This is a genomic window from Chitinilyticum aquatile DSM 21506 (genome assembly GCF_000430805.1).
GTDB classification, from domain to species: Bacteria; Pseudomonadota; Gammaproteobacteria; order Burkholderiales; family Chitinibacteraceae; genus Chitinilyticum; species Chitinilyticum aquatile.
This window is the reverse complement of sequence record NZ_KE387261.1, coordinates 74,851-88,238: the sequence shown is the minus strand read 5'-3', so window position 1 is coordinate 88,238 and position 13,388 is coordinate 74,851. Positions and strand designations below refer to the sequence as shown.

Sequence of the window (13,388 nt, the reverse complement as noted above, 5' to 3'; positions counted from 1 at the left end):
AATACTATGTATATCGCCATATGCCATTATTTAAATAGGCTGTAGCGATATATACCACCCCGTATATCACCCCTCCTTCCCGTCCGGCCTGGGTTGCAGGTACATCGGCAGGTGGCGGGCAGACCAGAGCGCGAGCGTCAGGACGATGCCGCCGGCGGCAAGCAGCAGCAATGGCATGCGCAGCACGGGCAGCCATTCGCCCAGGAGGCGCAGCAGCGTCAGGGTCTGCAGCAGACAGAACAGCGTCCACGTCAGCCGGCCGGCGACGAGGGCGCGGCCGGAGTGGCCGAGCGTGACGCGGGTGACGAAGGCCAGCAGCATGGACAGCATGAAACCCAGCGCCAGCGCGTGCAGGCCGGCATGACCAGAGCCGCTGAGGGGCAAAACAATCGGGCCGGTTTCCAGCACCAGCAGCGCCATTCCCAGCCCGGCCCACAGAAAGGCGATGTGCTGCATCGCCAGCAGCGGCACACGGAATGATTTGCGCAACTGCCAGCGCCAGCTGGTGTACAGCAGCAGCGCGGCCAGCGCTGCATCAACAGGGTATGTCGCTACAGCCAATACACTTAAAAGGCCATGGAGCCATACCCCGCCAACCATCATGTACAGCAACCAGTCCGGCCGCCAGGACACATAGGGCTGCAGCACGTTTGCCGAGAAAAACGGCAGCATGCGGTGGCAGACCACCAGAAACACCGGCAGCAGCATGCCCCACAGCAGCAGGGTCTCAGAGTGCGCAAGCCACTGCCACTGCGCAGTGATGGCCACAAAGGCGTACAGCGCCAGCGCCGTTACCCCCAACGCGAAGGCTGCCAGAATCAGCATGGCGTGCTTGCGGTCCGGCGCGTGGCTGGCGCGGATGCGCCCGGCCCAGATCAGGCAGGCCCACAGCCAGGCCAGTGCCTGCAACACACTGGCGCCAGCCCAGAGGATGGGCAAGCGCGTTGCCAGCAGCAGCCCGACGCTACCCAGCGCATAGGGCACGATGGCGGCGAGCCAGGCCGGCGTGGCCGGCGGCGCCACACCCAGCCACTTCGGCCCGGCGGTGTAGATGAAGCCCAGCATGAACAGCGGGAAAAAACCGCCCAGCATCAGCTGCCCGTGCAGGAAACTCGGCGGCAGCTGCGAAACGCTCATGCCAAAAGTGCGCCCTGCCAGCTCCAGCAGCCACCACAGCAAGGCCAGCAGCAGCACGCCGCCGCCGAGAAAGAAGCCGGCGCGATGCGGGGCCAGCGAAAGCAGGCGCAGCGATAATCCGCCCTGTGACAGATCCGGCGGCGGCGCACTAACAGATAGCTTGTCAGGGCGGATGATCATGGCCTTACTCCCCGCTGCACGCGCAGCCACCCGAACCACAGCCGGTATCTGCCGGCGGCGCTTCGAACTGCGGGAACAGCACGTTGTTTTCCAGATGGATGTGGCTGACAAGATCATCCGCCAGCTGCCGCAGGCCCGCATAGAGCGCACGCCAGGTGGTGCACGCGTCGGCGGGTGGTGTCATGTCATGAGTCAGCGCGGCCAGTTTGTCCAGATTCGCGCCGTGTTCGACGTGCTCGCTGCGCATCATGCCGATCGGATGCACGACAAAAGGATTCCCACCCGATTTCAGCATCGGGAACAGCACCTGCTCTTCCTTCTGCATGTGCGCCAGCAGCTCGCCTTCGATCTCCGTCAGCAACGCAGCCAGCCCGGCCGGCGTTTCCGGATGGTCGCGGTGCACGGCTTCGACCCGCTTCGCCATCGCGATCAGCTCGGGCAGCTGGGCACGGTGCACGTCGTGGAAACGAACCAGAATGTGGTCGATCAGCTCGGAAGCGCTGGCGAATTGTGGCGCGGCATCGCTGCGCTGCAGCGTGGCCAGCTCGGCGAGGATGGTCTGCACATCCAGCCCCTTGTCGGCAGCGGCCTGCTTGAGGCTGATCTGGCCGCCACAGCAGTAGTCGAGCTTGAGCCGTCGGAATACGGCGGTCGATCCGGGCAGCGCCACAGCGATCTGGCCGATGGCCTGCTCGGCGTCCAGGGGAACGGTTTGCGGTGTCGTCATGGCTGCGGTCTCCTTCAGTTTCTTCAGGCCGCAGCCAGGATGCGGAAATCAATCACGATCTCGCCCGGCTCGCGCTGCACGTATTCGATGCGCACGCGCGGGCCGAAGAATTGCTCGATCTGCGCCAGTAGCGGCAGCGGGTCATGGTCGTTGCAGAAACGCATGGTTTCGCCGGGCTGCAAGGCGTTGAGCGCACCAAAAATCGCCGCGTGGCGGAAACGGCGGGCGATGCCGCGCGCGTCAAAGGTGTAGGTGCCGTCCTGGATGACGGGAATGGAACAATCGTGAGCCATGGGATTCTCCGCTTGCTAGGGTTTTAAGATGCATTTTGAAAGCACATTATGCACGGCGATTTTAAATATGTAAAATATTTGCATGTTTAAAATCGGGACAAGGACAGGAACCACACCATGAAACGCAGCCCGGCACTGATCCATTTCTCGCGCGAACACCACCCGGCGCTGGTGCTGGCCAAGCGCATCCAGCGTGCACAAGCCGACGAGCTGGCCGGCCTGCTGCCCTCAATCACCTTTCTCGGCGACTTGGAAAAGCACTTTGTTGAAGAAGAAACACAGTTCGCACCGACGCTGGCCGCGCTCCCGCAACTGGCCGAGCGCTTCGATGACGACCACGCCGCACTGCGCGCGCTGATGCACCGGCTTCAGAAGGGCGAACTGGCCGCACTGGCGGAATTCGCCCAGCGGCTGGAAGCGCATGTGCGCTTTGAAGAACGCGAGCTGTTTCCGGCGCTGGAGCTGCTCGCCAGCAGCGCCGGTACGACGGGTGGCTAAGCAGATCAACCTGGAATAAAGAAAGGGTATTACCCTGTAGCCCTTATCCTGAAATGGCTACACAGCAATACCCTTATTGCATGAAACCGGATGTGCGACGGCGTCAGTCCGCCAGCACCAGCGGGATCACCCCCAGCTGCGTGGCGAGTGCGTCGCGATTGCTGGTCAGGTCAGCCAGCGTATAGCGGTCCAGCGCGCCATACATCGCCTCGCGGGCTTCGAACAGCGCGCGCTTGAGCACGCACATTCCGTCGATGCGACAGCCTCCGCCGCCTTCCTCGAAACACTCGACAATCGGCGCGTCATCCTCGCACAGGCGCACCAGCGCACCGATGCGGATATCCGCAGGCGCGCGGGCCAGCTTCATGCCGCCACCACGGCCGCGCAAGGTCTCGATCAGACCGGCCTTGCCCAGAAAATGCACGACCTTCATCAGGTGGTTGTCCGACACCCCGTAGGCCGCCGCAATCTGCGCGCGCGTCGCCAGGCCTTCCGGTTGCACGGCCAGATAGATCAGCGTGCGCAGGCAGTAATCGGTAAAGGCATTCAGGCGCATGACGGTGCTCGTTGCGGGGAGGGATAGAAATATTGTACTTTAAATATAACTTTGCAAGATACATCGTGTTCACGGCCGGCAGAGCGGGCACCTGGCCAGTGAAAACGGAGCGAACCTGTCCCGCACCCTCGCTCCGGCCCTGCCCTGCCCCCGGAAACAGCAAGGTCACGCAGACGACCCGGGCCGGAAGGCTGGCAAGGGCGCGGTTGTGGCAGCGCAGCGCCCAAACAAGAAAAACACAGGTATTGCCATATAACCATTTAATGCAAAGAGCTGTGTGGCAATACCCTTCAATTTTCAGCAGCACGCCCTTCTTTGGATGAAGTCTTGGCGGCCTCGTTTTGCTCGGCATCCCCGCGCAAGCCGGACCCAGGACGGCAGCAACTGACATGGCATTGCCGGATGACGGCCCTGACCGCAGGGAATCCCCCGGCACGCCGGCAGGTCGTCGTAGCCGGATGTACATGTCTGAAGATCAATTGTTAATACATGGGGAAATAGATGGAATGGAATGCCTACGCACTCTGGCGCGGCCTGCATGTGCTGGCCGTGCTGCTGTGGATCGGTGGCGTGGCGTTTGTCACCACCGTGCTGTTGCCCGCGCTGCACAGACAAGGCAGCGACTACGCCACGTTTGATGCGCTGGAGCGGCGCTTTGCCACGCAGGCGCGCATCACGACCCAACTTGCACTCGTCTCCGGGCTGGCGATGCTCTGGCTCAGCGATGGCTGGGCGCGGCTGCTGGATACCTGGTGGCTGTGGGCAATGATCGCTACCTGGGCGGTGTTCACGCTGATGCTCTTCGTGCTGGAACCCATCGTCCTGCACCGCAAACTGCATGAGCGCGCCAGGCACGACCCGGCGGGGGCGATGCGGCTGTTGCAGCGCATGCACTGGCTGCTGCTGGCTCCGGGGCTTATTGCCACGGTCGGCGGAGTCATCGGCGCCCACGGCGGAGCGTGGTTCTAGCCGCCGTCGGTTGCCTGCTTGCCAGAATGTGCACCAGACCAAATACATACCGGGCCATGATCTCAAAACCCTTTACCGACAAGGCTTCCACACTTATACAGTGCAGAATTCCGACCAAAGCCCGCCCTCTCCTGCCTTACCGCGCAGACGCAGCCACTGGCATATGAACCGGTCCTGTGGAGCTTTGTCTTCCCGCTGGGCATGTACGCGGACACCAGCGCCCGCCTGGACCTCGCCGCCGAACTCCCCCGCTCACACCATCGCCCAGTGGATGATCTGGTTGCTGACGCGGTCTGGCTGGCCGGTCTGACCAGCCTTACGCTGGAGGTGGCGGGATTTGTCCGGCGGAGAGGACTGCTCATTGACCAACGCAGAAATAGATATTCAACCATTCTGTGTCAGCTTGCAATTGCAGACACGAACATTTAGTGAGCCGTTACTTGCTGGCGGACTGCTTCTTGTTTTAATTCCGCTGAGTAGCGCTTCTTTAGTTTTTGTACATTGATATCTTCGCATGACAGATTATCTTTCTACATTTAGCATCAGGAATTGATGCTCAACTTCGGCCTGCCAGGAAAATCACTTCATACCGTAATGGTTAGCCCCTAATCTTTGATTTATCCAGCAAAACTTTGCCGTAAAACTTCTTCAATCCGGCGCACAAATAATTCAGACCCGGCTCACCATCTATCGTCTTGATAAAACGATTCTTTGGGCATTCACCCCAGCAAAGGGTCAAATAACGACAGGCACGACAATAAGCCGGCAAGGTCTTATATTTGGCAAAACCAAATTCCTTCTGACGCTCAGAAAAGGCCATATCACCCTCATGGACACCCCTGATATTGCCAAGCTTGTACTCAGGATATACAAAGTGGTCACAACTATACACATCCCCGTTGTACTCAATTGCCAGTCCTTTTCCGCATATCTGTCCACTGACACATTTCTGGGGTCCGGCCCCCGTCAACTGGCTGATCACATTTTCAAACTGGTCAATAAAAACGCGCCCCATATCTCGCTTTAGCCATTCATCCCAGATTCGCGTTAGGAAATACCCCCAGTCTTCTGGGTCAACGGACCAGTCAGTAACAACAGAGTCAATATGCCCCGGCTTTGCCATGGCTGTTCCTGCTACGGGCAAATCATCAGGATTCCAGTAACCTGGCGCAACTTCAGTAAATTTCTTCGGTTCTACTGCGGGTATGAATTGGATAATGTAAGGGCGAATCTCATCACGTAGAAATCGGTACACATCAATGGGTCTGCGGGCATTTAGACGATTGACTACACATAGAGCATTAAACCGGATGCCATGCTTGTGCAAACGCGCAACGGAAGCAATAACACGATCAAAAGTCGGCCTCCCCCCCTTGCTATAGCGATAGGTATCATGCAGTGTCGCGGGGCCATCGATCGACAAACCCACTAAAAATCGGTTTTCTTTCAAAAAGGTACACCACTCGTCATCCAGTAAGACACCATTGGTTTGCAAGTCATTTTCAATGCGCTGGCCCGGCTTACTGTGGCGTGCTTGTAATTCAACTACTCGGCGGAAAAAATCCAGCCCCATCAGCGTAGGCTCACCCCCTTGCCAGGTGAACACGGCTTCCGGCCCGGTTTGGGCTGCGAGATATTGCCGGATGTGCGCTTCCAGTAAAGATTCGCTCATGCGTGGTGCCTGCCCCTGCTGCAGCAAATCTTCCTTGTGCAGGTAAAAACAATACGCACAGTCCAGATTGCACTGGGCACCGGCCGGCTTGATCATCGTATGAAAGGTATAAAAATCATCGCCTTGCAGCTCGGGCAAGCGAAGTTGAGGGTCTTGTTCGATGAGAGTAATCGGGATCATGGCGCGCCATTCAATCGGGAATAGGAGAATCATGCACTCTCTGCGACCGGCTGTCTCTTTACTGACGTTCGACTGCGGTAAATCTGCATTGACAACAGCCTAGTCCTACAATGACTACCAATATCGACACTTCCTACATACTCACTTGGAGCCGACATGATGACGCCCCGCTTTACTTCTACCCTGCTGGCAACTGTACTGACAACCGTGTTCGGCGCCAGTCATGCCGCCACCGGTTCAGCGCTTGACCGCACCGTGCTACCCATTGCCGAACCGGCTCGCCCCACCTACACGGAACTCGATGCCCGCACTGCCAAGGCACCACCACGTTTTGACATTACCGCCCCCAAAGGCGCACCAAACGTCATTGTGATCTTGCTCGATGATGTCGGCTTTGCTACCTCCGGCACCTTTGGCGGTCCTGTCGACATGCCTACGCTGGATAAATTGGCACAGCATGGTCTGAGCTTTAACCGGTTCCATACCACCGCGCTCTCGTCACCCACTCGCATGGCACTGAAAACCGGTCGTAACCATCATACTGCTGAAACTGGCTCAATTATGGAAACCGCCACTTCTTTCCCAGGCAATACTGGCCGTGTGCCAAATAGCGTTGCGCCAGTGGCCGAAATGCTGCGCTTGAACGGCTTTAGCACTGCAGCATTTGGAAAGTGGCACGAAACTGCATCGTGGGAAGGCAGCGTTTCCGGCCCCTTCGATCGTTGGCCAACTCGGCAGGGCTTTGACAAGTTTTATGGCTTTATCGGGGGCGAAACCAATCACTGGGCCCCCACGCTAGTCGATGGCACCAGTCCAGTCGAATTGCCGGCGGATCCGAACTATTACTTCACCACCGACATGACCAATCGCGCTATTACATGGATGAAGCAACAGCAGGCGCTGACACCTGACAAACCTTTCTTTATGTACTATGCACCGGGCGCTGCCCACGCTCCGCACCATGCGCCCAAAGAGTGGATTGATCGCTGGAAAGGCAAATTCGATCAGGGCTGGGATGTCTTGCGTGAAGAAACACTCAAACGCCAGATCGCCAAAGGCATTGTGCCGCCGGGTACAAAGCTGGCACCTAAACCTGCGGCAATCAAGGATTGGGACACACTGAACGACGATGAGAAACGCCTATTTACCCGTCAGGCTGAAGTCTACGCCGGTTTCCTCGAAATGACCGACCATGAAGTCGGACGCTTGGTTGATGCCGTGACAGAGATCGGTGAATTGGACAACACGATGATTGTATATATCGTCGGCGATAATGGTGCGAGTGCCGAGGGCGGCATGAACGGCATGTATAGTGAAATGACCTATTTCAATGGCGTGACAGAAAAAGTCGAGGACATGGTCAAGCTGGTCGACAAATGGGGGGGGCCGGAAACATACCCGCATATGGCGGCAGGCTGGGCTGTGGCGTTTGATACTCCGTACACCTGGACCAAACAAGTGGCTTCGAATTACGGCGGCACCCGCAATGCGATGGTGATGCACTGGCCAAACGGGATCAAGGCCAAGGGTGAAATCCGCTCGCAATTTACTCACGTAACCGACGTCGCCCCGACCATCCTGGAAGCGGCCAAGCTGCCCGAACCCAAAGTTGTCAATGGCGTGAAGCAGATCCCGATGGAAGGCAAGAGCATGATGTACTCCTTCGATAATGACAAAGCCAAAGAGCGCCACACCACCCAGTATTTTGAAATTTTTGGCAATCGCGCCATTTACCACAATGGCTGGTTGGCTGGCACGGTGCACAAAGCCCCCTGGGAAGCCAAACCCCGTGCCACCCTTGCTGCCGATCAGTGGGAACTGTACGACGAACGCTCGGATTTCAGCCTAAGCAACGATCTGGCAAAAAAGAACCCCAAAAAATTGGCCGAGCTTCAGTCACTGTTTATGAAGGAAGCCCAGAAATATCATGTGCTACCGATTGATGATCGCAGCGTGGAGCGGGTGAATCCGAAACTGGCTGGCCGTCCGGATCTGATGGGTGATCGCACTTCGATTACGCTCAGCGAAGGCATGGTCTTCATGACGGAAAACACCTTCCCGAACGTAAAAAATCGCTCGATTACCATTGATGCCGAAATCGTGGTCCCGGATGCCGGAGCTCAAGGTGCCATCATTGTGCAGGGTGGCCGTTTTGGCGGATGGGCCATGTATGCCAATCAGGGTAAGGTCGGCTATTCCTATAATTTCCTTGGCCTGGAGCAAACAGCGATTGAGTCGCCAGAGGCTCTATCGCCAGGTAAACATACCGTACGGCTAGAATTCAACTATGCGGGTGGTGGTTTAGGCAAGGGCGGCAAGGCGATCTTGTTTGTCGATGGTAGCAAGGTTGCCGAAGGTGATATCCCGCGAACCCATCCCATCATTTTCTCAGCAGAAGAAACGGCTGATGTGGGCATTGATTTGGCTACTCCAGTAGTGGAAGCTGTCGGCTCAGAAGCCAAATCACGCTTTAATGGCAAGATTCCGAAAGTTACCCTGCAATTACGTTAAGCAATTGATTGCGTGCATGGTACCCATGCACGCAATTTCCAAAGCGAATGCACTTAAATTGCTCAATTCCCGCCAAATATTCCGTTAACAGACATTTGGAATGTTCCTTACACTACACAAGGGTTTCATGATGCTGAAAGAAGTGATTGTTCTTTCTCTCTCGGTCATAGGTACGAATGCCATGGCTGGAGGACTGTATTTGTATGAAATTGGCACTGAAGATATTGGCTTGGCCGGTGCAGGTCAAGCAGCACGAGCGCAGGATGCAGGAACAATAGCATTTAATCCGGCCGGAATGACGCGGCTGGAGGGGAATCAGGTGTCGCTGGGATTACAAGCCTTGTACGGCGACGTCAACTATCATCTGGATCGTCCAAATGGCAACAACCCAGATAATCCGGTGATTGGCTGGTTTCCAGGAGCCAGCGGTTTTTACAGCCATAGCATTGATGAGCGACTGAAAGTGGGTATCGCGATGTATGGCAATTTTGGCCTGGGACTGAAGTTCGGCGACTGGTCAGGAAGCGCCCTGCTGCGGGAAAGCACACTGATTGGCATGACAATTCAACCGACATTGGCATACAAGTTGAACGACCACTGGTCGTTTGGTGTCGGGATTGGTGCGAATTACGGTATTTTTTCGCAATCTGGCGACCGATTAACGGATGAAATCAAAGATACCGACTGGGCAGTCAACGGGAAGCTCGGGGTGCTTTACGAACCGAGCCAATTAACCCGTTTCGGCCTGGCATATACCAGCAAAACAGAATTCAATTATAACGTCGAACTGAAAACATCACTGGTGACGCGAACCATGTCTGCAAAGATTAACGCGCCGCAGCAAATGATGATAAGTGCTTATCACCAGCTTGATCCGAAGCTGGCTATTCTCGGCAATGTAGGTTGGCAAGACTGGAGCTCCTTTGGAGACAGCACGATCCTTTTAACCGGTGCAGAAGCAGAACTTGCAGGCCATTTGGTGGACACCTGGCATGCCGCACTTGGTCTCCAATATCAATACACCCCTCAGCTGCGCTTGAATACTGGTTTGGCCTTCGACTCGAGTTTCTATCCTTCGCAGAATGATGGAAAACTGGCCCTGCCAGTCGGAGACACATGGCGACTAGGACTAGGTGGGCAATATGCACTGGATAATACATCCACCATTGGAGTTGCCTTCGAATATGGCCGAACCAGCGCATCCCGAGTCAGTAATCCACTCCTAGGGGGAGGCTATGATGTAGCCAATATGTACTTCATGAGCGTCAACTACTCCAGGAAATTCTGATCAAAGCAGAAATCGCCTGAACTCCAAGTCAGGCATATTATTGACACAGCTTCACTGTGAACAAGCATTACATCTTAGTTTTCCAGTTCAGCTCGATTAATTGCACGCTTTTTGCAGGACTCGGGCTTCTTTTTCTGCCAATCAATCCTTCATCGGCTGAAGTGGAATGTGTCCGGTTCTGCAAGACTAGGCTCTTATCCGAGAACACCATACTGCTCGTGCAAGCAGAGGTCGAGTGGCAACGACTGTCTGGTTTGCAGTTCGAAGCAGCCTTCGGTCTACTTGGTCTTATTGTGCTGCTTTAGCCGATTAGCAATCACACCCGCACCAGCACAGCCCCTGCGAGAGGCATGCCCCTGACTGGTCGCCCAGGCCAACGCACAAAAAACCCGCAGTTACCGGCGGGTGTGAGTGAGCGTCATGCGATAAACGGAAGCCGCCTCAGCACGGCAGCGGTGCGTTCTTGCGGGCGTAGAAATACCAGGTGATCAGCACGCAGGTCACGTAGAACGCCAGGAAGCAGTACAGCGCCACTTCCGGGCCGCCGGTATTCTTCATCGACAGGCCGAAGCTCTGCGGGATGAAGAAGCCGCCGTAGGCGCCGATCGCGCTGATAAAGCCAGCGGCAGCGGCCGATTCCTTCACGCCGCGCAGGACGGCGTTCTTTTCTTCCGCCTCCCCCTTGCCCTTCGCTTCACGCTTGCACAGCGTCGAGAAGATGTTCGGAATCATCTTGTAGGTGGAGCCGTTGCCGATGCCCGCTGCCGCGAACAGGCAGAGGAAGCTGATCAGGAAAACCGTCCAGTTGCCACCGGCCAGCTGGCCGGCCGCGTCTTTTGCCGGCAGCGCGGAAAGCACGCCGAGCACACCGGCGGCCATGCCGAAGAACACGCCCAGCGTCACTTTGGCGCCACCGAGCTTGTCGGAAATCATGCCGCCGATCGGGCGGATCAGCGCGCCGATCATCGGGCCGATAAAAGCGATCTTGGCAATCGGGATTTCCGGGAACAGCGTTTTGGTGAGCAGTGCGAACGCGCCGGCAAAACCGATGAAGCTGCCGAAGGTGCCGATATAGAGGTAACACATGATCCAGTTGTCGCGGCGCTTGAAGATCACGGCCTGCTCGGCAAACGAGGCGCGGGCGTCGGCAATGTCGTTCATGCCGAACCAGGCGGCAAGCGTAGCCACGGCAATCAGCGGCACCCACATGAAGCCGGCATTCTGCAGCCACAGGCTTTTTTCCACGCCGTCCTTCAGGTAGGTCTGCGCGTCGCCACCGAAGGCACCGAACAGCGGCAGGGTGATCATCAGCGGGATCAGCAGCTGTGCGAGCGATACGCCCAGATTGCCGAAACCGGCGTTCAGGCCGTTGGCCTTGCCCTTTTCCTTCGACGGGAAGAAGTAGGCGATATTGGCCATCGAGCTGGCAAAGTTGCCGCTACCCAGGCCGCACAAGAGCGCAATCGCCAGCATCACCGGATAGGACGTGGTCGGGTCCTGTACGGCAAAGCCTAGCCACAGCGCCGGAATCAGCAGAAGGCCGGTCGACACGGTCGTCCACTTGCGCCCGCCCACCATCGAGGGCATGAAGGAGTAGAAAATCCGCAGCGTGGCGCCCGAGAGGTGCGGCAAGGCGGTCAGCAGGAACAATTGGTCTTTGGTGAACGTGAAGCCGGCATTGGGCAGGTTCAGTGTGACCATCGACCACAGCACGGAAATCACGAAACCGAGCGTGAGGCAGGGAATCGAAATCCACAGATTGCGCCGGGCAATGCTCTTGCCCTCGTTTTGCCAGAAGGCCGCGTTTTCCGGCTCCCAGCGTTTCAGTACGGCACTCGACATGGTGGTTCTCCTTGGTTTAAAGCTTGCCGCTGGCAGTGGCCAGTTTCTGGGCCGAGGCGTGTCTGATCGCCTCCTCTTCGGCCAGCGGTCTGAAACTGAAATGCATCCACACGAGGCTCACGCAGACGGTGCCGTAGAGCAGCATGAAGCAGCTGGAGCGCACGCCAGTGAAATCGAGCAGTGCACCGAACATAATCGGCAGGATGAAACCACCCAGCCCGCCGGCGAGCCCCACCACGCCGGACACGGCGCCGATATTGCTGGTGAAGTCGTCAGAAATGAACTTGAACACGGAGGCCTTGCCGATTGCCATGGCGATGCCGACGACAAACAGCAGCACGGTAAACGGCACGACCGAAAGACCAATATCGAGCGAGAGCGGCCCCCTGGTCGTCTGGATGATCATCGCGGTTTGCGGATAGGACAGCAGAAACAGCGCCACCCACATCACCCACATCACGCCCCAGGTGACCTTGTAGGCGCCGAAGCGATCCGACAGCCAGCCGCCGAGCGCACGCAGCACCCCGCCGGGCAATGAAAAGCATGCGGCCAGCAGCGCGGCGTGCTGGATGGAAAGGCCGTACTCAGTGACGTAATACTTCACCAGCCACAGCGACAAACCAACGTATCCGCCGAAAACCACCGAGTAGTATTGGCTGTAGCGCCATACCCTCGGGTCTTTCAGCATGGTGAGCTGTCTGGCAAACGACACGCCCGCGCCGCTGTGGTGCGCAGGATCGGTGCTGCTCAGAAACCAGAACAGCACGGCGGTGATCAGCATGCCCACCGCGTACACCTGCGGCACCACTACCCAGCCATAAATGCCAATGAGTACCGGCGCAATGAATTTGTTGACCGCCGCCCCCGAATTGCCGGCGCCGAAAATCCCCATCGCCAGCCCCTGCTGGCGCTTGCCGAACCAGCGCGCGACATACGGCGTGCCCACTGAAAACGAACCACCGGCCAAGCCAACAAACAGGCCCAGCACCAGGAAATGCCAGTAGGCGGTGGCGTAGGAAATCAGCCAGATCGGGATGACGGTGGAGAGCATCAGCAGGAACAGCACGATGCGCCCGCCGTATTTGTCCGTCCACAGCCCTAGCGGCACGCGCACCAGCGAGCCGGTAAGTACCGGCGTGGCAGTCAGCAGGCCAAACTGCGTTTCGTTCAGCCCCAGCGTGGCCTTGATCGGAATGCCGATCACCGCGAACATCATCCAGATGGTGAAGCAGACGGTGAACGCCAGCGTGCTGGCGAACAGCACCGACCATTTGCGGCCCGGTTGCGATGCAGCTGCGGTCATGTCCACCTCCCGAAAAACCTTTTGCGCGATGTGGACAAGCATAGGCGCAGCGGCACGCCGCAGGCATTCATCGGAGGGAGCGGTCAGGTGCTGGCAAGAGGATTAGGCTGACGGCAGATCAGCCTAGGCAAGCCTAGTTCCTTCGGCCTACTGGACGGAGCGTGGCCGACATGCCGTGGCAGGCAGGCGTTCCCACAAAGAACCCGAACTGATGGCAGTCTTATGCCGGGTA

Annotated in this window: 11 protein-coding genes; 4 read left to right on the top strand and 7 right to left on the bottom strand. The window is 57.4% G+C overall.

What is annotated here, in order from left to right; translation table 11 throughout:
• Nucleotides 1-66: 66 nt before the first annotated feature.
• From H559_RS0117440 to H559_RS0117430, 3 genes are read right to left on the bottom strand one after another with little or no spacing between them, the layout of a single operon-like run.
• On the bottom strand, nt 67-1,317 hold the full coding sequence (locus H559_RS0117440) for an NnrS family protein (RefSeq protein WP_028453735.1): 1,251 nt from the start codon (nt 1,315-1,317) through the stop codon (nt 67-69).
• Nucleotides 1,318-1,321: 4 nt separating this feature from the next.
• On the bottom strand, nt 1,322-2,044 hold the full coding sequence (gene ytfE, locus H559_RS0117435) for an iron-sulfur cluster repair protein YtfE (protein ID WP_028453734.1): 723 nt from the start codon (nt 2,042-2,044) through the stop codon (nt 1,322-1,324).
• Nucleotides 2,045-2,067: 23 nt separating this feature from the next.
• A complete protein-coding gene (locus H559_RS0117430) occupies nt 2,068-2,337 on the bottom strand; it encodes a DUF2249 domain-containing protein (RefSeq protein WP_028453733.1) in 270 nt (89 codons plus the stop codon).
• A 117-nt stretch (nt 2,338-2,454) separates the two neighbouring features.
• Here H559_RS0117430 and H559_RS0117425 point away from each other — a divergent pair, with 117 nt between their 5' ends.
• The gene (locus H559_RS0117425) at nt 2,455-2,835 is read left to right on the top strand and encodes a hemerythrin domain-containing protein (protein WP_028453732.1); all 381 of its coding nucleotides are present in this window, start codon (nt 2,455-2,457) and stop codon (nt 2,833-2,835) included.
• A 103-nt stretch (nt 2,836-2,938) separates the two neighbouring features.
• Here the strand turns inward: H559_RS0117425 and H559_RS0117420 are convergent, their stop codons facing one another.
• The gene (locus H559_RS0117420; RefSeq protein ID WP_028453731.1) at nt 2,939-3,391 is read right to left on the bottom strand and encodes an RrF2 family transcriptional regulator; all 453 of its coding nucleotides are present in this window, start codon (nt 3,389-3,391) and stop codon (nt 2,939-2,941) included.
• A 501-nt stretch (nt 3,392-3,892) separates the two neighbouring features.
• On the opposite strand from H559_RS0117420, the gene H559_RS0117415 reads away from it, so the two are divergent.
• Entirely contained in the window at nt 3,893-4,360 is a 468-nt protein-coding gene (locus H559_RS0117415) for a hypothetical protein (protein ID WP_028453730.1), read from the top strand.
• 598 nt (nt 4,361-4,958) lie between these two features.
• Here H559_RS0117415 and H559_RS0117405 read toward each other — a convergent pair.
• Complete coding sequence (locus H559_RS0117405; RefSeq protein ID WP_245579402.1) at nt 4,959-6,245, bottom strand: anaerobic sulfatase maturase; 1,287 nt, start codon at nt 6,243-6,245, stop codon at nt 4,959-4,961.
• Between the two features lie 123 nt (nt 6,246-6,368).
• On the opposite strand from H559_RS0117405, the gene H559_RS0117400 reads away from it, so the two are divergent.
• Nucleotides 6,369-8,723 (top strand): arylsulfatase, encoded by a 2,355-nt coding sequence (locus H559_RS0117400; protein WP_028453727.1) that lies wholly within the window; start codon nt 6,369-6,371, stop codon nt 8,721-8,723.
• Between the two features lie 127 nt (nt 8,724-8,850).
• Nucleotides 8,851-10,011, top strand: coding sequence for an OmpP1/FadL family transporter (locus tag H559_RS0117395; RefSeq protein WP_211230971.1), 1,161 nt, complete (start codon nt 8,851-8,853; stop codon nt 10,009-10,011).
• Between the two features lie 441 nt (nt 10,012-10,452).
• Here the strand turns inward: H559_RS0117395 and H559_RS0117390 are convergent, their stop codons facing one another.
• Both H559_RS0117390 and H559_RS0117385 read right to left on the bottom strand, forming a co-directional pair.
• Nucleotides 10,453-11,853 (bottom strand): NarK family nitrate/nitrite MFS transporter, encoded by a 1,401-nt coding sequence (locus tag H559_RS0117390; RefSeq protein WP_028453725.1) that lies wholly within the window; start codon nt 11,851-11,853, stop codon nt 10,453-10,455.
• A 16-nt stretch (nt 11,854-11,869) separates the two neighbouring features.
• On the bottom strand, nt 11,870-13,156 hold the full coding sequence (locus tag H559_RS0117385) for an MFS transporter (protein WP_028453724.1): 1,287 nt from the start codon (nt 13,154-13,156) through the stop codon (nt 11,870-11,872).
• Nucleotides 13,157-13,388 lie beyond the last annotated feature (232 nt).

Bases quoted from the DNA above. Each gene is read 5' to 3' on its own strand.
- H559_RS0117440 (WP_028453735.1), bottom strand. From the start codon at position 1,317: ATGATCATCCGCCCTGACAAGCTATCTGTTAGTGCGCCGCCGCCGGAT.
- ytfE (WP_028453734.1), bottom strand. From the start codon at position 2,044: ATGACGACACCGCAAACCGTTCCCCTGGACGCCGAGCAGGCCATCGGC.
- H559_RS0117430 (WP_028453733.1), bottom strand. From the start codon at position 2,337: ATGGCTCACGATTGTTCCATTCCCGTCATCCAGGACGGCACCTACACC.
- H559_RS0117425 (WP_028453732.1), top strand. From the start codon at position 2,455: ATGAAACGCAGCCCGGCACTGATCCATTTCTCGCGCGAACACCACCCG.
- H559_RS0117420 (WP_028453731.1), bottom strand. From the start codon at position 3,391: ATGCGCCTGAATGCCTTTACCGATTACTGCCTGCGCACGCTGATCTAT.
- H559_RS0117415 (WP_028453730.1), top strand. From the start codon at position 3,893: ATGGAATGGAATGCCTACGCACTCTGGCGCGGCCTGCATGTGCTGGCC.
- H559_RS0117405 (WP_245579402.1), bottom strand. From the start codon at position 6,245: ATGATTCTCCTATTCCCGATTGAATGGCGCGCCATGATCCCGATTACT.
- H559_RS0117400 (WP_028453727.1), top strand. From the start codon at position 6,369: ATGATGACGCCCCGCTTTACTTCTACCCTGCTGGCAACTGTACTGACA.
- H559_RS0117395 (WP_211230971.1), top strand. From the start codon at position 8,851: ATGATGCTGAAAGAAGTGATTGTTCTTTCTCTCTCGGTCATAGGTACG.
- H559_RS0117390 (WP_028453725.1), bottom strand. From the start codon at position 11,853: ATGTCGAGTGCCGTACTGAAACGCTGGGAGCCGGAAAACGCGGCCTTC.
- H559_RS0117385 (WP_028453724.1), bottom strand. From the start codon at position 13,156: ATGACCGCAGCTGCATCGCAACCGGGCCGCAAATGGTCGGTGCTGTTC.